At 44.2% G+C, this 23246-nt stretch carries 21 protein-coding genes, 2 pseudogenes and 2 riboswitches; of the genes and pseudogenes, 3 read left to right on the top strand and 20 right to left on the bottom strand.

Annotated features, from left to right (window positions below; translation table 11 throughout):
* Positions 1–103: 103 nt before the first annotated feature.
* The 7 genes and pseudogenes from fabG to sdaAB all read right to left on the bottom strand — a co-directional run bounded on the left by fabG (position 104) and on the right by sdaAB (position 7179).
* Positions 104–844, bottom strand: a complete 741-nt coding sequence (gene fabG / locus LC065_RS15735; RefSeq protein ID WP_146816532.1) for a 3-oxoacyl-[acyl-carrier-protein] reductase — start codon at positions 842–844, stop codon at positions 104–106.
* Complete coding sequence (gene fabD / locus LC065_RS15740; RefSeq protein WP_226589312.1) at positions 844–1785, bottom strand: ACP S-malonyltransferase; 942 nt, start codon at positions 1783–1785, stop codon at positions 844–846. Before fabD ends, fabG begins: the two co-directional genes overlap by 1 nt.
* A complete protein-coding gene (plsX, locus tag LC065_RS15745; protein ID WP_226589309.1) occupies positions 1782–2786 on the bottom strand; it encodes a phosphate acyltransferase PlsX in 1005 nt (334 codons plus the stop codon). Before plsX ends, fabD begins: the two co-directional genes overlap by 4 nt.
* A complete protein-coding gene (gene fapR / locus LC065_RS15750; protein ID WP_226589307.1) occupies positions 2783–3364 on the bottom strand; it encodes a transcription factor FapR in 582 nt (193 codons plus the stop codon). The genes plsX and fapR overlap by 4 nt, the downstream gene beginning before the upstream one ends.
* A 239-nt stretch (positions 3365–3603) precedes the next feature.
* Positions 3604–5608: pseudogene (gene recG, locus LC065_RS15755) on the bottom strand (ATP-dependent DNA helicase RecG).
* Between the two features lie 5 nt (positions 5609–5613).
* Positions 5614–6498 carry an L-serine ammonia-lyase, iron-sulfur-dependent, subunit alpha gene (sdaAA, locus tag LC065_RS15760; RefSeq protein ID WP_089652453.1) on the bottom strand — a complete coding sequence of 295 codons (885 nt, stop codon included), beginning with the start codon at positions 6496–6498 and terminating at the stop codon, positions 5614–5616.
* An 18-nt stretch (positions 6499–6516) separates the two neighbouring features.
* Positions 6517–7179, bottom strand: coding sequence for an L-serine ammonia-lyase, iron-sulfur-dependent subunit beta (gene sdaAB / locus LC065_RS15765; RefSeq protein ID WP_226589303.1), 663 nt, complete (start codon positions 7177–7179; stop codon positions 6517–6519).
* Positions 7180–7400: 221 nt separating this feature from the next.
* On the opposite strand from sdaAB, the pseudogene LC065_RS15770 reads away from it, so the two are divergent.
* Positions 7401–8669: pseudogene (locus tag LC065_RS15770) on the top strand (NCS2 family permease).
* A 48-nt stretch (positions 8670–8717) separates the two neighbouring features.
* Here the strand turns inward: LC065_RS15770 and LC065_RS15775 are convergent.
* The 11 genes from LC065_RS15775 to LC065_RS15825 all read right to left on the bottom strand — a co-directional run bounded on the left by LC065_RS15775 (position 8718) and on the right by LC065_RS15825 (position 19210).
* Positions 8718–9098: a YuzC family spore coat inner layer protein gene (locus tag LC065_RS15775; protein ID WP_226589299.1), complete on the bottom strand. Its 381-nt coding sequence runs from the start codon at positions 9096–9098 to the stop codon at positions 8718–8720.
* Positions 9099–9642: 544 nt separating this feature from the next.
* Positions 9643–10092 carry an Hsp20/alpha crystallin family protein gene (locus LC065_RS15780; RefSeq protein WP_226589297.1) on the bottom strand — a complete coding sequence of 150 codons (450 nt, stop codon included), beginning with the start codon at positions 10090–10092 and terminating at the stop codon, positions 9643–9645.
* A 73-nt stretch (positions 10093–10165) separates the two neighbouring features.
* Entirely contained in the window at positions 10166–11878 is a 1713-nt protein-coding gene (gene cysI / locus LC065_RS15785; RefSeq protein ID WP_226589294.1) for an assimilatory sulfite reductase (NADPH) hemoprotein subunit, read from the bottom strand.
* 28 nt (positions 11879–11906) lie between these two features.
* Positions 11907–13703 (bottom strand): assimilatory sulfite reductase (NADPH) flavoprotein subunit, encoded by a 1797-nt coding sequence (locus LC065_RS15790; RefSeq protein WP_226591631.1) that lies wholly within the window; start codon positions 13701–13703, stop codon positions 11907–11909.
* Between the two features lie 23 nt (positions 13704–13726).
* Positions 13727–14539 (bottom strand): uroporphyrinogen-III synthase, encoded by an 813-nt coding sequence (locus LC065_RS15795; RefSeq protein ID WP_226589291.1) that lies wholly within the window; start codon positions 14537–14539, stop codon positions 13727–13729.
* Positions 14527–15153, bottom strand: a complete 627-nt coding sequence (locus LC065_RS15800; RefSeq protein WP_226589288.1) for an NAD(P)-binding protein — start codon at positions 15151–15153, stop codon at positions 14527–14529. The genes LC065_RS15795 and LC065_RS15800 overlap by 13 nt, the downstream gene beginning before the upstream one ends.
* Positions 15150–15908 (bottom strand): sirohydrochlorin chelatase, encoded by a 759-nt coding sequence (locus LC065_RS15805; RefSeq protein WP_226589285.1) that lies wholly within the window; start codon positions 15906–15908, stop codon positions 15150–15152. Before LC065_RS15805 ends, LC065_RS15800 begins: the two co-directional genes overlap by 4 nt.
* Before the next feature lie 13 nt (positions 15909–15921).
* Positions 15922–16698, bottom strand: a complete 777-nt coding sequence (gene cobA / locus LC065_RS15810; protein ID WP_226589283.1) for a uroporphyrinogen-III C-methyltransferase — start codon at positions 16696–16698, stop codon at positions 15922–15924.
* A gap of 13 nt (positions 16699–16711) precedes the next feature.
* Positions 16712–17308 (bottom strand): adenylyl-sulfate kinase, encoded by a 597-nt coding sequence (gene cysC, locus LC065_RS15815; RefSeq protein WP_226589280.1) that lies wholly within the window; start codon positions 17306–17308, stop codon positions 16712–16714.
* A gap of 14 nt (positions 17309–17322) precedes the next feature.
* Positions 17323–18462: a sulfate adenylyltransferase gene (gene sat, locus LC065_RS15820; protein ID WP_226589277.1), complete on the bottom strand. Its 1140-nt coding sequence runs from the start codon at positions 18460–18462 to the stop codon at positions 17323–17325.
* Between the two features lie 13 nt (positions 18463–18475).
* The gene (locus LC065_RS15825; RefSeq protein WP_226589276.1) at positions 18476–19210 is read right to left on the bottom strand and encodes a phosphoadenylyl-sulfate reductase; all 735 of its coding nucleotides are present in this window, start codon (positions 19208–19210) and stop codon (positions 18476–18478) included.
* 82 nt (positions 19211–19292) lie between these two features.
* Positions 19293–19398: riboswitch (SAM riboswitch) on the bottom strand.
* 170 nt (positions 19399–19568) lie between these two features.
* Positions 19569–19665: riboswitch (SAM riboswitch) on the top strand.
* Between the two features lie 118 nt (positions 19666–19783).
* On the opposite strand from LC065_RS15825, the gene LC065_RS15830 reads away from it, so the two are divergent.
* The gene (locus LC065_RS15830) at positions 19784–20665 is read left to right on the top strand and encodes a sulfite exporter TauE/SafE family protein (protein ID WP_306163548.1); all 882 of its coding nucleotides are present in this window, start codon (positions 19784–19786) and stop codon (positions 20663–20665) included.
* Between the two features lie 36 nt (positions 20666–20701).
* Here the strand turns inward: LC065_RS15830 and LC065_RS15835 are convergent, their stop codons facing one another.
* Together LC065_RS15835 and LC065_RS15840 are read right to left on the bottom strand one after the other, a co-directional pair.
* Positions 20702–22369 (bottom strand): DAK2 domain-containing protein, encoded by a 1668-nt coding sequence (locus LC065_RS15835; protein WP_226589272.1) that lies wholly within the window; start codon positions 22367–22369, stop codon positions 20702–20704.
* Between the two features lie 31 nt (positions 22370–22400).
* On the bottom strand, positions 22401–22763 hold the full coding sequence (locus LC065_RS15840; RefSeq protein WP_226589270.1) for an Asp23/Gls24 family envelope stress response protein: 363 nt from the start codon (positions 22761–22763) through the stop codon (positions 22401–22403).
* A gap of 242 nt (positions 22764–23005) precedes the next feature.
* Here LC065_RS15840 and rpmB point away from each other — a divergent pair, with 242 nt between their 5' ends.
* Positions 23006–23194, top strand: a complete 189-nt coding sequence (gene rpmB / locus LC065_RS15845; RefSeq protein ID WP_035505437.1) for a 50S ribosomal protein L28 — start codon at positions 23006–23008, stop codon at positions 23192–23194.
* Positions 23195–23246: the final 52 nt, after the last annotated feature.

Below are 23246 nucleotides of genomic sequence, written 5' to 3' on the forward strand. Positions count from 1 at the left end.
TAATGTGTAGTCAAAAGCGCAAGAGGCTGTTTTGCTCCGACTTCCAGCAGAAATCGTAATCTCTTTGATTCAATAGAGATCAGCGCCTAATAAGAGCCATGTTTTACATGACCATACCACCATCGACATGTAATGTTTGACCTGTCATGTATGCCGCATCTTCAGAAGCTAGGAAACGCACAACGCGTGCCACATCCTGTCCTTCTCCTAGACGCTTCAGCGGAATCAGGGCAAGCATCTGCTCACGCTGCTCGTCTGTAAGGGCATCTGTCATATCTGTAGCGATATATCCCGGGGCAACCGCGTTTACCTGGATGTTTCTAGCTGCCAATTCTTTAGCGTTCGATTTCGTCATCCCGATTACACCAGCTTTAGCAGCGACGTAATTCGCCTGCCCTGGATTCCCGGAAACACCTACGATTGAAGCCACATTGATGATACGTCCATATTTCTGCTTCATCATCTGACGTGTCACCCCTTTAGTACAGAGGAAAACGCCTTTCAAGTTCGTATCAATCACTGAATCAAATTCTTCTTCTTTCATTCTCATCAAAAGATTATCCTTCGTAATCCCTGCATTGTTGACAAGGATATCCAGACGTCCGAATTCATCAACGACTGTTTTTACCATACGTTTGACATCTTCATCATTAGAGACATTGGCCTGTATTTTGATGGCCACACCGCCCTGTTCATGAATTTCCTGAACAACTGCCTCGGCTTTATCTTCGCTTCCCGCATAGTTGACGGCAACTTTAGCTCCTTGTGCAGCAAGTTCAAGAGCAATAGCTTTTCCGATTCCTCGAGATGCTCCTGTTACGAGAGCCACCTGGTCTTGTAACATTACGATTCCTCCTTATACCAATCGATGAATGTTTCCAGTGAATCTGGGTCTTGCACGCTGAACGTTTTCATGCGACGTTTCACTTTTCTAACAAGGCCACTCAACACTTTCCCTTGTCCAACTTCTACAATAGCTTCGACATCTTCCTCGACAAATGCCTCAAGGATTTGTTGAAACCTTACAGGTGAGTAAAGTTGCTCCACGAGAAGCTTTTCTATTTCTTCAGCATTTGTCACTGGCGCTGCCGTTACGTTCGCATACACAGGGACATCAGCGTCATGGATGGTCGTTTCAGACAAATGGTCAGCAAAATCATCACTAGCTGATTTCATAAGACGGGAATGGAATGGACCACTGACATTGAGTGGAAGTACACGCTTCGCCCCTGCCTCTGACAATTGCTCAGAAGCCTTCTCCACGCCTTCCTTTGTACCAGAAATGACAATTTGACCTGGACAATTGATATTGGCAAGGTCCACGGCCAGCTCCCCGTCAAAGTCACGCAGAACTTCTTCTATTTCTTCTTGTGACAGACCAAGTACAGCCGCCATCGTTCCCATCCCTGTTGGATATGCTTCCTCCATCAACTTTCCACGGACATGAACAAGCTGAACAGCTTCCATTGGATCCAGTGCTCCCGCTGCAACCAAAGCACTGTACTCTCCAAGACTGTGACCTGCCGTCATAGCAGGAGCCACCCCTTCTTGCTGTAGTACTCGTTGAATGGCTATACTATTCAATAGTAATGCCGGCTGAGCATTTTCTGTTTTTGTTAATTCTTCTGAGGGTCCTTCGAACATTAAACGAGTCAAAGAATAACCAAGGGCTTCATCCGCTTCATCAAACAATTGTTTCACCGCAGGATAAGCCTCATACATCGCCTTCCCCATTCCTACTTCCTGAGACCCTTGCCCAGGAAAAACACATGCGATTCGCTTCATGATTCATCCTCCTCTTTGTTCATTTTAGAAAGTGTTGCGGAAATTGTATTCGTTACATCAAGCTCAATCATGTGGCAAGCCTGACGGATCGCATTCAATACAGCTTGATCATTGGAAGAGCCGTGTGCTTTAATAACAGGCGCGGCCAAACCAAATAACCCCGCTCCGCCATATTCACTATAATCGAGTTGGGCTTTTAAATTCCGCAAATCATTTTTTGCTAAGCCAGCTGCAATTTTAGTTTTAAAGTTACTCATAAATGTTTGCTTGATCATCGAAAACATCGTCATTGCCGTTCCTTCAATCGTCTTCAAGGTTACATTACCTGTGAACCCATCAGTCACGACTACATCGGCTACACCTTCAAGTAAATCACGAGCCTCGACGTTTCCGACGAAATTGATTGGAGCTTCCTTCATCAGATCAAACGCTTTTTTGGTCAAGTCACTACCTTTGCCATCTTCCGTACCGACATTTAAAAGACCGACCCTCGGTTGTTTGATTTTGCGTACATTTTCAGCATAGATACTTCCAATCACTGCATATTGCAATAAGTGATCAGGCTTGGCATCCACGTTCGCCCCGACATCCAGCATAAGGAATCCTTTGCCATCTGATGTTGGAAGGGTTGGACTGAGGGCAGGCCTATCCACACCCTTCATGCGACCGACGACAAACAACCCTGCACTCATCAAGGCCCCTGTATTTCCAGCGGATATGCAACCATCCGCCCGTCCTTCTTTCACTTCAGTTGCAGTGAGAACCATAGAGGACTGCTTCTTTCTCCTTACGGCTCTTACCGGTTCATCATCTGCTGTAATGACTTCTGTTGTATGTAATATGGACACATTCGACTGCCCTGTTAAAAAAGGTTTGATTTGTGCTTCATCACCTACAAGAGTGATTTCCAAGCCGTCAATTGTGTCTGCGGCCTGGACGGCTCCTTTTACGATCGCTTCAGGAGCGTTGTCACCGCCCATAGCGTCAATGGCTAGCTTCATTCTCGATCCATCTCCTTCTGTTGGTTCGAACGATACATCTCAAACGTACCCGCAAATACTTCTTCGTTACCTACGTAACTATGCACATTCACAAGTGTTCGCCCCTTTTCATCTTCCCCTTTGACCGTCGCTTTGGCCACCACTCGTTCTCCAAGCTTTACTGGCCGTGTGAATGTAATCTCCGACTGCGCAGTAAGCGCGAGTTCATCATTGATCAAGGCGACGGCAAGAGAGTTTGCCTGTGCAAATAAATAGTGGCCTCTGGCGATATGGTTTCTGGAAAAAACATGTTCCGGGCGGATGTCCAAAATCGAAATGGCACGGTCGTCCAGTTCCAGGTCGACCACTTCTCCGATGATTTCTTCCACAGGCAAAGCTTTCACTGTTTCATTCCATTCCTGCGTGGCGACCGACTTGATCCTTTGCCGTAATTCCGGAATTCCGAGTTCCATTCGATCGAGCCTTATCGTCTGAATGCTGACCCCGAATGTCTTTGCTAGTTCTTCGTCTGTAATGAAGGGGGTATGGTCTATTTTCGCTTTCAATTCTTCCTGACGTACTTTTTTAGACTTCTTCATACATATGCCACCGTTCATTTAGTCATAATGTCATCACCTTATGACTAGGTACTAATAGTAATATATAATACCAAATTCAATTACGCAAGGATTTGCTTAGGATTCCCTATTTTCTTCTCAATAGTAACCCCACTCCATTTTCTCACTTAAAAGAGTTTGTTCGGGAAATGAAAAACACCCGGCCCATATGCCGAGTGCTTTGTAGTTAGTCCAACACATTGCCGAGAAGGTGCCGGTCACTATATACGTGTTTTTTTTAGTGATTGATATCGTTCGTCATTATCCAGCGTGTTCTCCATAATCATTTCAGCAGCATCTTTTCTTGCCGTTTCGAGAGCTCGGTAATCGTGGACCATGTCACCGACCCTAAATTCAGGCAGACCGCTTTGTTTTTTGCCGAAAAAGTCACCAGGACCACGAAGCTTCAAATCTTGTTCGGATAATTCGAAGCCATCATTTGTTTCGGTCATAATTCTCATCCGTTCTTTCCCAACGTCTCCCTTTGGATCACCAAGAAGTATGCAGTAACTCTGATCGGCTCCACGCCCTACTCGTCCTCTTAACTGGTGAAGTTGAGAAAGACCGAACCTCTGTGCATCATAAATGACCATAACGGTTGCATTTGGTACGTTCACCCCTACCTCGACAACCGTTGTAGATACGAGAATTTTCAGCTCATTTGCAGCAAACTGTTGCATAACGCTCTCTTTTTCTTCGTTATGGAGGCGACCATGCATCAACCCGACTGATGTGGAAGGTTCAAAAACAGCGCTAAGCTGATCATAGAGGTCGATAGCATTTTGAATATCAAGTTGGTCCGACTCTTCGATCAATGGACAAATGACGTAAGCCTGGTGCCCCTGATCAATCTCTTTCTGGATGAAGCTCAACACGCGGTTGGTCATTTCCCCTTTAACCCAATACGTATCTACAGGCTTTCTTCCCGCAGGCATTTCATCAATAACACTTACATCCATATCTCCGAATGCCGTAATCGCGAGTGTTCTCGGGATAGGTGTTGCTGTCATAAATAGGACATCCGGGGAGAGACCTTTATCCCGTAATGACCTGCGCTGTTCAACCCCAAACCGGTGCTGTTCATCAACGATGACGAAGCCAAGATTTTTAAAAACGACCTCGTCCTGAATGAGCGCATGGGTGCCGACCAAGATATCGATCTCCTCCTGCTCGACGGCTTCAAGAATTTCTCTTCTCCGCTTCCCCTTAATAGATCCTGTCAGCAAAGCAACTCTGGCACGTCCTTCAAACATTTCTTTCAAGGAATGGTAATGTTGTTCTGCCAAGATTTCTGTCGGAACCATGAGAGCCCCTTGATGACCTGCTGTAATCGATGCGTAAAGAGCAATCGCGGCAACAGCTGTCTTTCCTGATCCAACATCCCCTTGTAGTAAACGGTTCATTCTGTGTGGACTTTTCATGTCGTTTAAAATTTCTGCCAGGGACCGTTTCTGCGCAGAAGTCAATTCGAATGGCAGTGATTGAACAAAAGCTGTCAACTGATCGTTATTATACGTTTGAACAATTCCTGATGTCGATTCACGGTTATGCTTCCTTAACAACTGCATCTTCAATTGAAATAGAAGAAATTCTTCATAAATAAAGCGACGTTTTGCATGCTTCAGCATGACCCTGGTCTCCGGATAGTGCATTTGATTCAAAGCTTGAGGACGCTCTGGAAGCTTATACGCAAGAGCCAGATCTTTAGGAAGAATGTCGGGAATATCCTCACTGTAGTCTTCAAGGGCGTTTTTAATCACTTTCCTCAATGTGTTGAGGTTCACCCCTTCTTTCAACGTGTACACAGGCTGGATAGGTTCCTGACTTTTGGACTCTCCTTTTTTTAAATTGGCTGACCGTTATTTGGAGTCTTTGCTGATCCCATTTCCCTGTCACCGTAACCGTGTCCCCCTGATTCAATTGCTTCTTTGCAAAAGCACGATTGAACATGACAGCTTTTACCGCAAACTGATCGACTTGAAGGGTAAAAGTCAGCCTTGATTTCTTCCTGCCATAAAAACTTAAAGCAGGTTCAGAGACGATTTCCCCTTCGATGGTCGCCTTCTCATTGTGCGTAAGTTCAGTAAGAGGCTTCACTTCATAGGAATCATAACGGTGCGGAAAATAGAATAATAGATCCTCTACTGTAAAGAGTCCAAGCTCATTTAATTGTGATTGTAGTTTGTCCCCTACTCCTTTGACTTCACTGATCGTTTGCTGCAACACGTCATTCACTCTTTCTTCAACGATATTCCGTACACTTTGGCTTCTAATTCACGTCCTGTTGGTGTTGCTGCAAGTCCTCCTTGTGCGGTTTCCCTGAACGCTGACGGCATGCGCTGTCCGACTTTGTACATCGCATCTATAACCTCATCACAAGGAATTCGACTCGTCACACCCGCAAGAGCCATATCCGCAGCTACAACTGCGTTGGAGGAGCCCATAGCATTCCTCTTCACACACGGCACTTCTACCAGGCCTGCAACCGGATCACAAATAAGTCCGAGCATGTTCTTCAAAGTAATAGCCATCGCTTCGGCAGATTGTGAAGGAGTTCCCCCAGCCATTTCAACGATTGCAGCAGCAGCCATTCCAGCAGCTGAACCGACTTCTGCCTGACAGCCTCCTGCCGCTCCGGAGATAGAAGCATTATTGGCAACCACAAATCCAAAGGCACCTGAAGTAAACAAGTAACGAACCATTTGTTCACGTGTAGGGTTCAGTTGATTTTTTACAGCAAATAGGGTTCCGGGAACACAACCTGCGCTTCCTGCAGTAGGAGTAGCACAGATGGTTCCCATTGCTGCGTTTACTTCATTAGTTGCAACAGCTTTACTGACTGCATCCATAAGAAGGTTTCCGGATAATGGGGTATGGTTTTTCATGTAGTTTTGGATGAGTACCGCATCTCCACCTGTCAATCCACTGTGAGATTTAACACCTTTCAAGCCATCCTCAATCGCTTTTTCCATAACATCGAGGTTTCTTTCCATTTGAGAGAACACTTGCTCCCTCGTTAGTTGTTTCACTTCCATCTCCTGACGAATCATAACTTCAGAGATTTGGATATTTTCACTTTCTGCTAATTCTACGAGTTCAGCGACATTTCGAAACATGCGACCTCTCCTTTCATTTTAGTCCGATATTTTAGCTACTTGCGTAATGTGATCCGCTCGCTCTAGTTCATCGAGAATGGAATCATCAATATTCTGGTCCACTTCAATGACCATCAAGGCCTGTTCGCCCTGCGCTTTGCGCGATACTTCCATGCGTCCGATATTAATTTCGTTTTTTGCTAAAATGGCCGTTGCCGAGGCAATCGCACCATAGCGGTCATTGTGAATAAGCAGGATTGCCGGGTGACTTCCAGATAAACGAAGTTCAAAACCGTTCAACTCTGTTATTTCTGCTTTCCCTCCCCCGATGGAGATTCCGACTAACTCGAGCTCACCATTATCATCACCGATTTTAACTCTTGCTGTATTGGGATGATCCGTATGAGCATCCTCTTCATGAAACCTTATCTTCATTCCATTTTTCCTAGCCGTAACAAGTGATTGACTGATGCGTTCATCATACGTATCATAGTCGAGCAGTCCACCAATTATAGCTACATCTGTTCCGTGACCTTTATAGGTTTTCGCAAAGGAACCATACAAATGGATATGGGCATATTTTGGTTCCCTTCCAAATAAATGGCGTGCGGCACGCCCGATTCTGGCCGCCCCAGCGGTGTGGGAACTGGATGGTCCAATCATGACGGGACCAATAATATCGAATACTGAACGATATTTCATGAGAATCACCTTCCCTTTTCATCTATATATAAAGAAAGAAAACGCTTTCTACTATATTATAATCCTTTTATATCTTAACACAAACTGTTGTTCTACACCTCATTTTTTACAAAAAGCGAACAAATTAGGTTGATAGATTCTCCATTTACAAGTAAAATAAACGTTTGTGGGTTACTCGGTAACCGGGCGGGAGAGGGATAAATTTCATAGAGGAGATTCAAATGCTCAATCAGCATCATCAAAAAGTGAGCTGGAAGAAAGAAGGATTGGCTGGGTTAATCGGTTATTTCACGACCGTCTACATCGTGGCCGTAAACAGTCAGATCCTTCATAGTGCAGGTCTGCCGCTTGAGAGCGGTATGATTGCAACGATTCTTGCCAGCGCACTCGGCTGTTTGATCATGGCCATATACGCCAATGCGCCTATGGTTCTCATTCCAGGAATGGGTGTCAACGCTCTATTCGCTTACTCCATCGTTGAAGGTTCGGGAATGACTTTTCAGGAAGGGCTGGCTGTTGTATTCGTCGCCTCCCTCATCTTTCTAGTCACAGCTTTCACCAAACTTGGGGACTGGTTGAAACATGCGATACCCGCTTCCCTGAAACATGCGATTACAGTTGGTCTTGGATTGTTTTTGACGTTGATCGGATTAGAAAAAGGCGGCCTTGTTGTAAGAGGAGAACATTCTTTGATTACTCTAGGCAATCCTTCTTCTGCGATTGTCATCACAAGTATCCTCACCTTGTTTATTGGGATTTTCCTTTTCACCAGAAACGTCCCTGGTAACTTCTTGGTGACGATGATTGCAGGGACCATTATCGCTCATTTCACAGGAGTATTGGGTGAACGGGGAGATTCTCTCGCACTCAGCGAACAATCCTAGGTTTTCATGCCGGACTTCACAAGTGTGACCGGCTTCGGGTTCTGGATGGCTGTTTTCCCACTTGCGATTGTTCTCATTTTTGAGAATATGGGTCTCATCCATGGACAATTGGATATGCTGGATCAACAAAACAAATTCAAAAAGTCCTATCAGGCCTCTGCCTTTTCGGCATTAAGTACGGGATTCCTCGGTACATCACCGACGGTTTCTTCAGCTGAGAGTGCAGCAGTCATTGCCTCCGGAGGAAAGTCAGGACGAGCAGCACTAACGATGGCTGTCTTATTCATTGGCACCATCTTTTTGATTCCTTGGATTTCCATGGTTCCATCTACCGCTATCGCACCGATCCTCATCATCGTCGGAGCTTTGATGGTACAGAACATTAAGGAAATTCCACTGGATCAATTATCTGAAGCGATGCCAGCCTTCTTGATTATTGTGATGATTCCATTCACCTACTCCATCGCTGATGGAATGGCTTTTGGATTTATCGCTTACCCGATTGTAAAGTTCGCCATTGGAAAGCAAAGAGAACTAACTACGCCAGTCGTACTCATCGCCATGGTCTTTCTCATTGAATTTATCATGCGTTCGCTTGGTCATTAATATTTAGTAGCAATACAATAAACCCCGTACATCCAGGATGTACGGGGTTTATTGTATTCTCCACCTTAGAACAATAGTTAACTGACAGCACTCTACCTGTTGATTACTTGCAGACAAATGGATTTTCATCCGGTCTGGGTTATATTCTGCTTGAAAAGGGGATTCTACACCAGAACTTCGAATCAAAGTGTTTACTTTCGATTGATCTGACTCCTGAGCAGCCCCCATCATGTCATTAGCAAAATCATGAGAATTACTGATTTTTTCTACCACTCTACTGGCATCTTCCATTAACTTTTCCATCTCGGAGGCAGACTGGACAAACATGTCCTCATTAACTTCTGGATACAAACGGCAACAGTGAGGGTAATGACGGTAAACATTCGGATATACGATAGGGACATAGCACGGAACCCACACGACATACATTCAAAAACCCCCCGGGTCCTTTAAAACATTTCCTCCCTTTTTAAACCATTATTAAATATATGTACCCCACATAATTTCAGAAGCCTCAAATCTCCCCCCCATTCTATGAAGGTGAGAAACGAACCCCTTTACCCAATTGGGTTGTCTTCCACTATCCCACTTATAAAAGCATAAAGCGCTCTGTATCAAGCTCTCAGAATCCAAATACCTAGGCATGAGAGTTCTAACCTTATAATCCTATTAAACTGAATCACTTCATATTCTAGAAGTAGTTTAAAGACACTCATATGGCCAAGGGGCGGAGGGAAACGGTGAGACTCCTATGGGACGTGTGGGACAGGTGAAACTCCACAGGACGAAGTCCGAGGAGGCTCACCGCCCGCCCCATGGAAAGCGAACGGTTTCCCGGAGCCCCTAAACACATACAAACATCTTGAAACAGATTCTTACACAATCCTGCCATTTAGCTTAATAACACAATAATGGATAGAAAATCACCTAAAAAGCGCCCAGGAATTCTGGACGCTTTTTTCTATGTGCGAGATTATTGATCATCTACATCTATGACCTTGATTGTAGAGTTGTGCTTTGGAAATACAATCGTAAGAACGCCACCTTTAAAGGAAGCACTGCTTGCTGTCTCCGCAACAGCAAAGGGAAGGGTTACCACGCGTTCTCTTTGACTTAATGAATGAGAACGGTTGTAATAATGTGCCTCTTCATTCTTTACTTCTCGTAGTTGCCGTTCATCTACGCGGATTCGAAGCTGATTCCCAGATCGATCTATGCGTACTTGCTCCCGCGACACGTTAGGAAGGTAAGCTTCGACAGTGACATCTCGATCTGTTTCGAACACTTCTACAGGGATTGTGGTCTGTTGAAAAAAGTCATGGACGTGCTTAATCGATTCGTCAAAGAACGAATCGAACGCCTTGACGATGTCACGAAAACTCTTGTCAAACAAATCCGGCAGTTGTTTATGTTTATCATCCATACCTTTGCACCTCTTTTTACATAAAGTCTGCCCTACACTTTATGCACGGAGCTGGGTTTGGTGAACATTTCATTTATGAATGAAAATCTAGACCTGAAGCCACCGGTTGGATGTACCCTTTGCGTATGACAAAATCTCCAAACCTTTCATCATCTTCCCGCTGCTTCGCATAATGAACAAGTAATGGTTTTAACTCTTCTAAGATTTCTCTTTCTCCAATATTTTCACGGTACAGTTTATTTAGTCTATCCCCTGCAAACCCGGCTCCTAAATAGAGGTTGTATTTACCAGGAGCTTTACCGATAAAACCAATTTCCGCAAGGGCTGGGCGTGAACATCCGTTCGGACAACCTGACATTCTTATAGTAATTTCTTCATTTCTCAAGCCCACTTCATCCAAGACTCCTTCTATTTGATCAATCAGTGAAGGGAGATACCTTTCCGATTCTGCCATGGCCAGCCCACAAGTAGGCATTGCTACACAGGCCATGGAATTCCTTCTTAATGCAGAATTTTGCTTTCCTTCCGATAACCCATATTCTTCTATCACGGCTTCTATTTCTGGTTTACTCTCTTCCTTTATCTTAGAAAGCGTAACATTCTGATTGGGGGTCAGCCTGAACTCCCCAAGTCCCAGTTCAGCAATTTCCCTTAATCCTTCCTTTAATAAATAGGTGTCCTCATCCTTAATGCGTCCATTTTGGATGAAAAATGTATGGTGCCAATCCCCATCCTCCCCTTTCATCCATCCATACCGATCACCATTATGAGTAAAATGATAGGGTTTCGCCTCTTCCAGCTCCCACCCTGTTCTACGGTTCAATTCCTCGCAGATCCAATCCACCCCAAGACGATCTACGGTGTATTTGAAACGAGCGTTCTTCCGATTCGAACGGTTTCCGTAATCACGTTGTATCGTCAGGATTTTTTCAGCGACATCTTTTCCTTTTTCTTTCGGACAGAAACCGATGACGCGCCCTAGTTGAGGGTATGTCGTCTCATCCCCATGGGTCATGCCCATTCCTCCACCGACAACAACATTGAAACCGATCAGCCTCCCATTTTTTTCAACGGATATGAAACCGAGATCCTGTGAGAAGACGTCCACATCATTGGAAGGGGGAACAGCGACACCGATTTTGAATTTCCGAGGCAGGTAGTGGGAGCCATAGATCGGCTCTTCTTCCTTTTGGCCATCAATCACTTTTTCTTCATCAAGCCAGATTTCATGGTACGCTCTGGTCTTAGGGAGTAAATGTTCACTTATTTGTTTCGCAAACTGATAGACTTCCGCGTGAAAAGGGGATTGATCCGGATTCACGTTTGCCATGACATTACGATTGACATCCCCACACGCAGCAATGGAATCTAACAACGCCTCATTCATTGCCTGTATGCTGTTTTTCATGTTCCACTTCAGTATTCCGTGGAGCTGGAAGGTCTGCCTTGTGGTAAGTTTCATGGTTCCATTTCCATATTCATCCGCTAACGAATCCATCGTTAACCATTGACCCGGCGTCGCTACACCCCCTGGAAGACGTACCCGGACCATGAATTGATAAGCGGGCTCTAACTTCTGCTTTCTCCGCTCATTCCTCAAATCACGATCATCCTGCATGTAACTCCCGTGGAATTTCAGTAGTTTCGTATCATCCTCGGGGATACTCGCACTGATCTGGTCTTGAAAACTATCCACGAGCGTACCTCTTAAAAGACGACTTTCTTCTTTAATCCTCTCCATGTCATCCGGTGGACCTTCTGGCCTAAAGATTTTGTTTTCAGCCACTAGCCTTCCTCTCCTTTCATTTTTCCTCTTAATAAACGTCTCTTTGGTAACGCTTCGCTTTTCTCAATTCTTTCAGATACTCCTCTGCTTCTTCGTCGCTGTATTTCCCTTCTTCTTTGACAATTTGCAAAATGGTGTTGTGGACATCTTTGGCCATATATTTTTCATCCCCACATACGTAGACATAAGCCCCGGCTGCTAACCATTGATAAAATTCTTTCCTATTCTCAAGCAAGCGGTGTTGGACGTACACTTTTTCTTTCGAATCTCTGGAGAAAGCGACATCCATTTTTGTTAAGACCCCATTTTTTAACCACTGCTGCCATTCCACTTGGTAAAGAAAATCCGTGACAAAGTGCTGCTCGCCGAAGAAAAGCCAGGACCTTCCCTGCGCCTCACTCTCTTCTCGCTCTTCAAGGAAGGCTCGATATGGCGCCACACCCGTTCCTGATCCAATCATGATGATAGGGAGAGATGGATCGTCCGGGAGCTTGAAATTGTTGTTTTTCTGAACGAAAACAGACAGGTGATCTCCCGCTTCTGTCCTTTCTGCACATTGGCCTGAACAGACTCCCGTGCGTATCCGGCCATTGGAATCGTACCTTACTGTCCCGATTGTCAGATGTACTTCATCAGGGTTTGCTTTGAAACTGCTCGCAATGGAATAAAGCCTTGCCGGAATCTTCCTCAATATACTGACAAACTCCTCAGCCCCCGCATTCCATGGTCCATAATCCCTAACAACATCCAACAGGTCTCTTCCATAGATATAAGCATTCATTTTTCCCCTGGAAGCCACCAGTTGTTTGAATTCTTCATGATCTGTGAATACTGCTATTTTTTGTAGTAAGGGTATGGTCAAAGCCGTAATCTCGTAATGAGAGGTCAGAGCTTCCCGTAAAGCACGAACTTCTCCATCTTTGTTTACAATGACAGATAAATCAGGGTCCCACTCCATTTCCTCAATCAGCTCATCTACTAGCGCTTCTTCATTGTTCGGATAAATCCCCAGGCTATCCCCCGGCTCATAATTAAGATTCGATCCCTCTAGGTCGATCTCCAAATGGCGCGTCTCTTTATTGGAGCCGCGCCCGCTGAGATTGATGTTCTCCAGCACCTCGGCTTGGAATGGATTTTTTTTAGAGTACGTCGGTCGATCTGTAACAGCAGAGATTTGTTCAACCGGTGGTGAGACATGTTCCTTCGTATCGCCTAATGTGTCAAGCACTGCATTCCACCATGCTTCAGCATTTTCTTCATAATCCAGGTCACAATCGATACGTGAATGAATCCGCTCAGCACCAAGTTCCTTCAACCGTTCATCGATTTCTTTCCCTGTCTGACAAAAGAACTCATAAGAGCTATCACCAAGAGCAAGGACAGCATACCTCACTCCATCTAACTTCTGCGCTCTTTTACTGAATAAGAAATCATAAAAAGTCAACGCATTATCCGGTGGGTCTCCATCTCCATGAGTACTTGTTAAAATCAATAAATCCTGTTCATTTTTTAAGTTTTTCGGTTTGTATTCATCCATATCCAAAACTTTGGTTTCAAAGCCTTTTGCTTTTAACCGGGCTCCATAATCTTCAGCAAGTGCCTGACAGTTCCCGGTGTGTGACCCATACAACAAAGTTACCTGCCGGGCAGCCGACTCTTTTTCTTCTCCTTGTTGACCCTGTACAGCAAGGGAAGCAGAGTTCAGGTCGGCAGCTAAATAACCGCTCAACCATATTTTCTGTCGATCATCCATCGTCAAAAGCAAACGGTTCAATTGTTCCGTTTGTTCTTGATCAAAAGGACTGTTCCTGACTTCAAGATTCAACATTGACACCTCCACCGTGATCGCTATTGGTTCAACACTTCCGATTGAAAATACTTGTCAAGCTCGACAATCATCGCACCCATTTTCGAGCGGTCAGGTTGAACGACCGAAGTGACCCCATGGTCATGCAGGGCTTGGGCGGTTACTTTCCCAACAGCTACAGCCTGGACGTGATGATTGAAAGCTTTCAAGACATGTTGAAACCTGTCTGTTTGAATAAATAAATTTTTAACCTGGGTTTTGCTTGTGAAAACCACCGCATCCAGTTGAGCGTTTGTTATATGATGTGTTAAGTCTTCCACGATCGCAGGATCAGGCGGTAGAAACTTGTAAGGGTTAGCTTTGTAAACGCTGTAACCTTTCTTCTCTAATTTACTTATCAAGTACTCTTCATCTTCATTGTAGGTTTGGAGAAAAATTGATTTTTGCTCTGTTTGATTTACGTCCGGGATCTGACTCAATAGATTTTCCATCGTTCCGTCTGCAGATAGGACATCAGGGAATAAATCATGGGCTTTTAACCAGTCTTTCGTTTTCGAGCCACGAATAGCAAGAAAGTCTTTTTCCAACTTTTGAAGAAACCTATCGTCCTCTCCGACTTTTATCGCGGCGTCCCCTAGTGTCCGAGCCCCAATTCCTGTCGTTAAGATAACCCTGTTGAACGATTGACGAATGTAGTCTCCCACATGACGGCGTGATGCTTTTTCATCCAGCAGCTGCTTCCCTTGCAGTGGAAAAACATACGGTTTCCCACCCATGTTTGTAATTAGTCTTTCAATCGCATCCGAGCGGCGGTCTGCCGCTATGCCAATCTTTTTTCCTTTTAATCCCGACAAATGATTCCTCCTCCTTTTTTATGTATTTCTCCCTTGAGGATCCACTGTTGTTCCCGTTCTAAGTAAGAGGGATCTAGCATTTTTTCCAGATACATGTCTTTTTCCGCTTTAGACATAGGAGAGGCCTTCACTATTTGCCTGCACTCGTATAAGAAATCCATATACTCCTTATAGGCAGGCGGAAACCGTTCTTCCCATTCTTCCCGCAAACGGCGGGCCAACTTAGGGCTTGCCCCTTGTGTGGTAACAGAGATGTTAAGTTTTCCCCTGGAAAATTGGGCAGGAATATGAAGGTTCCCACCATTTCCACCATCCGCCCTGTTCACAAGAGGCACATCCTCCGCAAGCTTGGTGATTCTGTCATTTGTCTCGTAGTCATTTGTCGCAATTACTATAAGAAAAGCGCCGATTACATCACCACTTTCAAAATGACGGTTCACCCATTGTATTTTGTTATTCATTATCATCCTTTTCAGACCAGTTGTGATAGCAGGACTGACAATTGTGGTCCTTGCCCCTTCACGCTGTAAAACCTCCGCCCTTTTCTCAGCTGTTTTTCCTCCTCCAATGATGATGACATCCTTTTGTTTCAAGTCCACGGAAAGCGAAATCACCTCACCCCCTCCTCCTCTTCCATCCCTTTTTTTAATGCCTGGTTGACTCGATCAACCAGGGAGTGGATCATATTCGGATGGTCATTTAAATATGAAGCGAGATAAACATGGTCTCCGTTGTCTCTAGCATCCCGCACACTTTCTTCCAAAGAGTCAAAGAGGAGGCCGGTAAACCACAAATAAGGGACGACAATCGTTTTAGAATAATTCCTTAGCGATTCTTCAAACGCCTCCGTAAATGGCGGGGAAAGAGCAGCCAGGTAGCATGTTTGGATATGTGGGATCGAACTCTTTTCTTTCAACGTGCCAGCAATGGATTCAATGGATGTTTTTGTAGCGGGATTCCTGCTCCCTCTTCCTACGAGTAATACGTTGGTTGTTTCATCGAGTTCGGCAGGAAGTTCTTTCAGACGATCTACCAGTACATCCGTGATTCGTTCCTGCACCCCAAGCGTTTGACCATAGGTGATTGATATGTCTGGATAAATTACTTTCGCCTTCTCCATTTCACTGGGAATATCCTTGAAATAATGCCCGGCACTTAAGAGCAGAACAGGGATGATGACGATCTTATCAGCCCCTTTTTCCACAAGTCGGCGGATGCCTTCCAACACATCCGGATCGGCCAACTCAAGAAAACAAATATGAAACAGTTCGCAATCAATCCTTCGCTGAACTTGGGTTAACAGGTGAATGGCTTCCTCTTTCGCTTGATTTTTCCTACTGCCATGACTGACATATAAAACGGCTTTCATGGTACCCCCACTTTCACACAATGCCTGTGGCCATGTCTTTAAGGTTTTCTTCCAGGGAAGACTCAAACCATTTCAGACGTTCTCGTAACCGGACTACATCACCTACGATGATCATCGCAGGATTCTCGATCATGCTTGATTTTTCGACGATGTCTTCGATTGTACCAGTCACTGTTTTTTGCTCTTCTGTTGTGCCCCATTGAACCAAAGCTACAGGTGTATGAAGAGGTCTTCCATATTTCAAGAGTCGTTCACATATGTGAGGCAGCTTCTTTACTCCCATATAAATGCACAAGGTATCCATACTTTTTACGACTCGCTCCCAATACGCTTCTTCATCACTGTCTTTTTTATGGACACCTGAAATGAACGCGACCGAAGAACTGTAATCCCTATGAGTCACAGGAATCCCTGCATAAGCAGGGGCTGCAATGCCTGAAGTGATTCCGGGCACGATTTCATAAGAAATGCTTCTTTTAGCGAGTGCTTCCGCTTCTTCTCCTCCACGTCCGAATACGAATGGGTCTCCCCCTTTCAAGCGGGTAACCACTTTCCCTTTTAGGGCATGTTTACACAAGAGATGATTGATTGTCGTTTGACTAAGGGCATGATGGTCCGGACGTTTGCCACAAAAAATAAGTTCCGCGCCTTCCTTCGCTTCATCCAGAAGCTCTTGATTGATCAGGCGATCATATAGAATGACGTCTGCCTTTTGTATGGCTTTCAAGCCTTTCACTGTGATAAGGTCATAATCTCCCGGCCCCGCTCCCACAATATACACGTTTGTCATCTTCCGGCCCCTTTCATTCCACCCAATTTTTATCTTGTAAGAACTTGAGTACTTGTTCTGCACAGTTTTCAGCATCATACGTTTTCGAATCGAGCAAAAGTTCCGGTTGAAGCGGTTTTTCATAAGGAGCATCAATGCCTGTAAATTCTTTGATCTCTCCATTTCTAGCTTTCTTATAGAGGCCCTTGGGATCTCGGTTTTCACACTCTTCCAAAGGACAGTCGACATAAATTTCAATAAAATCCCCAGCCGGAACAGACTCCCTTACCAGGTCACGGTCTTTTTGATAAGGAGAAATGAACGCGGTCAAAACGATGGTGCCACTATCGGCAAAGAGTTTCGCTACCTCCCCAATTCGTCTGATGTTCTCCTCCCTGTCTGCTTCTGAAAACCCGAGGTCTGAGTTCAATCCGTGTCTCACATTATCCCCATCAAGCAAATAGGTTTGGATACCTTTTTCATACAAAGCTTTATTCAAATGATTGGCAATGCTTGATTTTCCTGAACCGGAAAGGCCTGTAAACCAGAGCACTCCGCTTTGATGCCCATTTTTCCTGCGATAATCTTCGCTGCCAATGGATGCCTCATGCCAGGTAAGATTTCCACTCATTGTTTTCACCCTTTCTATTCCACTGTTTCTTTCTGCATTCCTTCGATTAATACGTCCACCACTTCAGGGCGGCTGAACGTTTTTGGCGGCTTTTCCCCTTTACGGAGCAGCTCTCTCACTTTCGTTCCAGACAAGATCATGTGATGTTGTTTGTCATGCGGGCAAGTTTTATGTGAAGCCATCGATTCGCAAGCGTTGCAATAAAAACTGTGTTCAAAGAAAAGTGGTGTGATGCCAAGTTCTTCATCTTCATAGTGGCTGAAGATTTTTTGTGCATCGTAAGTACCATAGTAATCCCCTACACCTGCGTGATCTCGGCCGACAATGAAGTGAGAGCACCCGAAATTTTTCCTGACGATTGCATGAAAGATTGCCTCCCGCGGGCCTGCATACCGCATCGCCGCGTTGAAAACAGCCAAGGTGACTCTTTCTTTCGGATAATATTGATCAAGAAGAACTTGATAGCTCTTCATCCGGACATCACTGGGAATGTCATCGCTTTTGGTCTCACCCACCAATGGATTTAAGAACAATCCATCCACCGTCTCCAGCGCAGCTTTTTGGATGTATTCGTGAGCTCTATGGACAGGGTTCCGTGTTTGGAAGCCAACAACCTTTTTCCACCCGAGTTTTTGAAAAAGCTCTCTTGTTTCTTCTGGATCCAGATAAAATGTTTTTCCATGTTCGTAAGGAGGTCTTTGAAATACCTCGATTTCTCCTGCTGCATACCAATCTGCTCGTTTGTATAATTTGTTCACCCCAGGATGCGCAGGATCTGTCGTTAAGTATACGCTTTGAGCTTCCTTTTCCTTATCCGGTTGAAACCGATCCGTTATGCTGATCGTCCCATACACAACACCGTCCTTGACCAACCGGGCTTTGTTTCCAAGCGTCCGGGCCTGTGCTTCTGTGATCGGGAGGGTAATAGGTATACTCCATGGTGTGCCATCTTTCAACCTCATTGTATCGACAACAGATTCATAGTCTTCCTTATTCAAAAATCCTTTTAAGGGACTATAAGCACCGTTCGCAATTAATCCGACATCACTTAGGGCCATCGAATCAAGCTCTATGATATCTTCCGGCAGCTCCTCCGGTCTCGTGTCCTTCCACCTGTTCACAAGCGCACCACCGTGCGGAGTTATAATTGACATAATAATTCCTCCTTTATGAATGTTCCTCTCCCAAAGAATCCGTCGTGTGTAACCCACATTCAGATTTATTGAACCCTTTCCATCTTCCCGTCCTCCCATCGTCGTCAGCAGGAGCGGTACATGGGATGCACCCCACACTCGGATAATTTTGATCGTGCAATTCATTGTAATCCAACCTATTTAGTCGGATATATTGCCATACGTCTGCCCATGACCAGTGAATCAAGGGGCATACCTTAATGGATTTGAATCTCTCATCCTTATTTACGAAATTCGTTTTCTGACGGCTGGGGGATTGTTCACGTCTCAGCCCCGACATCCATGCCGTTCTTCCTCTAAGGGCATCTTCGAGCGGTTTAATTTTACGGATGTAACAACATTGATCGGGATTCCGTTTCCAAAGGGCGGAACCGTACTGCCCGGCTTGTTCTTCCAGCGTAATTTCAGGTTTTATCATCCTTATGTTTAACTTCGGATACCTTTTTTTCACTTTTTCTATCAGTTGATAAGTTTCTTGAAAATGGAGATCTGTATCTAGAAAAACGACTTCAGCATCTGGTTTCTCCTTGGAAATCAAATCGATGAGAACGATCCCTTCTGCTCCGAAACTGCAGGCATACACAAGATCCTCATATTGAGTATAGGCCCAACGAATGACCTCCTCCGCTCCTTTCGTATCGTCGTCTTTCAGTTGATCACCTTTAAATGGATTTTCAAAAGATTGGTAGGTAACAAATGGTTGTTTCATTTCCTCCTCCTTTCTAAAAAGAAAAAATGCCTTTCTCCGTGATAAGAAGAAAGGCATTTACGAATAAACGTATACTACATTCTCCTTATCTTCTCAAGCTCTAACACTTGCTGGAATTGGCACAGTACCTGTATAGATCCGTTGCCGAGGCTTCAAAGGGCCAGTCCCTCCACCTCTCTAGATAAGAATAAGTATGAAATTTTCTGAAAAACAAGTTGATACAAATCATATGCTCCTAAACATCATATGTCAATGCCTTTTTAGGGAAATCAAAAAAATTCTGACTTTTTATACTATATGATTGACAAACAAAACCATGTTCGTTAGTTTAAGAATTATTCTTCAATTACACATACAATCCTTATGAAGAGTCGGGGGAGGAAACTGGTCTGAAGATCCCGCAGCAACCTGAAAAAGGTGCTCATTCCAGCAGCCAAAAGGCTGAAAGATAAGGTGTGGTTACTCCTCCTTCTTTCAGACGGAGGAGTATTTTTTTGATTAAAAAACCAAGTAAATACATAGGAATAATAAAATATCTTTCAAACATGGAATGATTAAAAGGAGTGGTACATTTTGCATAAATTGACGATTTTCACTTTGATTGGCTTTATAGCTCAATTAATGGATGGAGCACTTGGCATGGGGTTTGGACTCAGCTCATCAACCATCCTCTTATCGTATGGACTTGCTCCTGCTGTAGCCTCGGCTTCTATTCATATGTCGCAGATTGCCACCACGGCTGTTTCAGGATTTTCCCACTATAAGTTTGGCAATATCGACAAACGGCTTGTCATGATGATCGCCGTTCATGGAGCTATCAGTGCCTTTTTAGGAGCCGCATTTTTAAGCTATATCCCAGGGGAATTCATAAGACCGTACATATCCATATTCCTACTCACACTAGGGGTTTATATCGTAGTTCGTTTTCTATGCTTCTCGAGAAAAACTCACGTTAATGAAAAAAAGTCAGTAAACAAACGTTTCCTCTTGCCACTTGGAATAGCAGGAGGCTTTTTGGATAGTGTCGGCGGGGGAGGATGGGGACCGGTGAATACTCCCGCGCTTCTTTCTCAATCGGGAATTGCTCCTAGAAAAGTCATTGGAACAGTGGATACAAGCGAATTTCTGGTAACGATTTCAGCAACGGCTGGTTTCTTAATCTTTTTAGGGCATCATTCATTCAGCTGGCTACTCATTGCATCGTTCGTTATTGGTGGTGTTATAGCAGCACCCATTGCCGCCTGGCTTGTCAAAATCCTTCCTTCTGCTATTCTTGGAGTATTAGCTGGAGGTTTTATTATCCTTACTAATGCAAGGACTTTATTATCTTCCATCCAAGTCAGTGATTCGACATTAATGTTTGTCTACACTTTACTGATCTCCGGCTATCTCTTAATCGTCTTTGTTTCAATAAAAAATCACCTTCGAGTCAAGATGGTTCAAAAGCAAACATAAAAAAACGCAGCTCCAGGAGCTGCGTTTCAGAACGATTTATTCTATTGAGAAGATATAGGAGTATATTGGCTGTCCACCATTGTGGATTTCCACTTCCAAATCTTCGTATGTTTCTTCAATGAATGACTCAAGTTCTGCGATCTCTTTTTCGTCGGCTTCTTCACCAGTCAAGATAGTCAGAATTTCATCTTCATCTTCATCGATCATTTGGTTCAACAACGTTTTAGCCGTCGTCAAAGCATTTTTGTCTGTAGCTGAGATTTTACCATCGGCAATTCCCATGAAGTGGCCTTTGGAGATATCCAACCCATCAATTTGCGTATCTCTGACGGCATACGTAATTTGTCCTGTTTTCACTTCAGACATAAGGCTGAGCATTTCTTCTTTATTCGCATCAAGGTCTGCTTCCGGGTTGAATCCAAGAAGTGCGCTCATTCCTTGAGGAATGGTTTTCGATGGAATGACAGCAACCTCTACATCTGCTAATTCCGCCGCTTGTTCAGCAGCCATGACGATATTCTTGTTATTCGGCAAGATGATTACACGTTTCGCATGTGCTTCTTTAATCGCTTCCGAAAGATCTTGAGTACTTGGGTTCATGGTTTGACCGCCCTGAATAACAACAGTAGCTCCAAGACTCTCAAACAATTTTTTGATTCCGTCTCCCATGCTTACCGTCACGATTCCGTACTCTGCTTTTTCCTCTGATTTGGGCTTGGCTTTCTTTTTGTCACCAACGATCGACGTATGCTGCTCACGCATATTCTCGATCTTCATATTGACAAGGCTTCCGTATCTTTGCCCCAAAGTCATGGCTTCACCTGGGTATTCCACGTGTACATGGACTTTGATCAAGTCTTCATCAGAGACGACAAGCAGAGAATCTCCCAGTTCACTGAGCTCATTTCGAAAAGCTTCTTCATCATATGGATGTTCAGCAAGTTTATCTTCCTCAAATTTGACCATGAATTCTGTGCAATAGCCAAACTCTATATCTTCTGTATTCATGAAGTCCTGATTTAACTTGTGGTGCTCAGCGCTGACCATGTCATCCATCGATACTGTATCCTCAAGATCAGGAAGTTCTTCCCCTTTTAAGTTGGCGAGGAAACCTTCATAAATCGTGACAAGACCCTGGCCACCACTATCTACCACACCTACTTCTTTTAATACTGGAAGCAGTTCAGGTGTGTGCTTCAATGATTTTTTCGCTGCTTGAACGACTCCTTCAATAAATGGAATGAAGTCTTCCTCTTTATCAGCAATCTCGACAGATGCTTCAGCCGTTTCTCTTGCTACAGTAAGAATGGTTCCTTCCACAGGTTTCATGACAGCTTTATATGCTGTATTGGCACCGCCTTGAAGAGCATCTGAGAAGTCTTTGGTTGTGATGACTTCTTTGTCTTCAATCGTCTTTGAAAAACCTCGGAAAATTTGAGATAGAATAACACCTGAGTTTCCACGCGCTCCCATCAAGAGACCTTTGGATAAAGACTGGGCAACTGTTCCTACATGATTCTTGTCCACGTTCCGTACTTCTTCAGCTCCAGAAGTCATGGAAAGATTCATATTCGTCCCCGTATCTCCATCCGGTACAGGGAAAACATTCAAAGCATCGATCATTTGTGAGTTCTGCTTTAAATGATGAGCTCCTTGCAAGATCATTTCGGCAAGCGTCTTGCCGTCTAACTTTTGTAACGTCACACTTACTTCCTCCTTTGACTACAACCGCGATCTATTCAGTTGTCACACGAACTCCCTGAATGAAAATATTCACAGAATCCACGGACAATCCAACTGTTTTGTTTAGTGTGTATTTTACTTGTGATTGGACATTATTAGCGACTTCGGATATCTTCGTGCCGTAGCTCACGATAATGAACATGTCTATATGGAGGCGATCTTCATCCTGTCTGACAACGACTCCTCTGGAAAAATTCTCTTTGCGGAGCATTTCAGATAAACCGTCACGGATCTGATTTTTAGATGCCATACCGACGATGCCGTAGCACTCGACAGCGGCTCCTCCAGCAATCGTTGAAATGACTTCATTGCTAATAGTAATATGACCATATTGGTTATTTAAATCAACAGACATAATAGATCCTCCTTTATTATCCTCATCAATCCTACCCTATTATAACACAAAAATGCGAAATGAATTTCTGTTCAATAGTAAGAAAATGACCTGGATATCCCTATTATACTGTGTAACAATTCAGAAGTTCTGTCAAGAAAAAATTCTTGATATAATTCTGACTAGATTATTGCAAACACGTTTTCTATATGATAAAATTACTAAGTATCTGATGATTTATGTATGTAACAGGAGGGATTTTCATGGCACGGAGAAGTGTTCTATCTGGTAAAGGTACACGCTCAGGTAACCACCGTTCACACGCGATGAACGCTAATAAACGTAAATTCAAAGCTAATGTTCAAAAAGTTCGCATCCTTGTGGATGGCAAGCCTCAAAAAGTTTACGTAACAGCACGTGAACTTAAGTCCGGCAAAGTACAACGCGTATAATTGCTGACACCGAGCTTACGGGCTCATAAAAAAAGCACCCTTACCGGGTGCT

This window comes from Halobacillus litoralis, assembly GCF_020524085.2.
GTDB classification, from domain to species: Bacteria; Bacillota; Bacilli; order Bacillales; family Halobacillaceae; genus Halobacillus; species Halobacillus litoralis_E.

What these genes read in the sequence shown, in the direction of transcription:
- cobA (WP_226589283.1), bottom strand. Translation starts at nt 16,698, where the DNA reads ATGACAAACGTGTATATTGTGGGAGCGGGGCCGGGAGATTATGACCTT.
- sdaAB (WP_226589303.1), bottom strand. Translation starts at nt 7,179, where the DNA reads ATGAAATATCGTTCAGTATTCGATATTATTGGTCCCGTCATGATTGGA.
- LC065_RS15825 (WP_226589276.1), bottom strand. Translation starts at nt 19,210, where the DNA reads ATGAAACAACCATTTGTTACCTACCAATCTTTTGAAAATCCATTTAAA.
- LC065_RS15840 (WP_226589270.1), bottom strand. Translation starts at nt 22,763, where the DNA reads ATGTCTGTTGATTTAAATAACCAATATGGTCATATTACTATTAGCAAT.
- LC065_RS15805 (WP_226589285.1), bottom strand. Translation starts at nt 15,908, where the DNA reads ATGAAAGCCGTTTTATATGTCAGTCATGGCAGTAGGAAAAATCAAGCG.
- plsX (WP_226589309.1), bottom strand. Translation starts at nt 2,786, where the DNA reads ATGAAGCTAGCCATTGACGCTATGGGCGGTGACAACGCTCCTGAAGCG.
- LC065_RS15775 (WP_226589299.1), bottom strand. Translation starts at nt 9,098, where the DNA reads ATGTATGTCGTGTGGGTTCCGTGCTATGTCCCTATCGTATATCCGAAT.
- cysC (WP_226589280.1), bottom strand. Translation starts at nt 17,308, where the DNA reads ATGAGTGGAAATCTTACCTGGCATGAGGCATCCATTGGCAGCGAAGAT.
- LC065_RS15780 (WP_226589297.1), bottom strand. Translation starts at nt 10,092, where the DNA reads ATGGATGATAAACATAAACAACTGCCGGATTTGTTTGACAAGAGTTTT.
- fabG (WP_146816532.1), bottom strand. Translation starts at nt 844, where the DNA reads ATGTTACAAGACCAGGTGGCTCTCGTAACAGGAGCATCTCGAGGAATC.
- fapR (WP_226589307.1), bottom strand. Translation starts at nt 3,364, where the DNA reads ATGAAGAAGTCTAAAAAAGTACGTCAGGAAGAATTGAAAGCGAAAATA.
- sdaAA (WP_089652453.1), bottom strand. Translation starts at nt 6,498, where the DNA reads ATGTTTCGAAATGTCGCTGAACTCGTAGAATTAGCAGAAAGTGAAAAT.
- fabD (WP_226589312.1), bottom strand. Translation starts at nt 1,785, where the DNA reads ATGAAGCGAATCGCATGTGTTTTTCCTGGGCAAGGGTCTCAGGAAGTA.
- rpmB (WP_035505437.1), top strand. Translation starts at nt 23,006, where the DNA reads ATGGCACGGAGAAGTGTTCTATCTGGTAAAGGTACACGCTCAGGTAAC.
- sat (WP_226589277.1), bottom strand. Translation starts at nt 18,462, where the DNA reads ATGTCAATTATAACTCCGCACGGTGGTGCGCTTGTGAACAGGTGGAAG.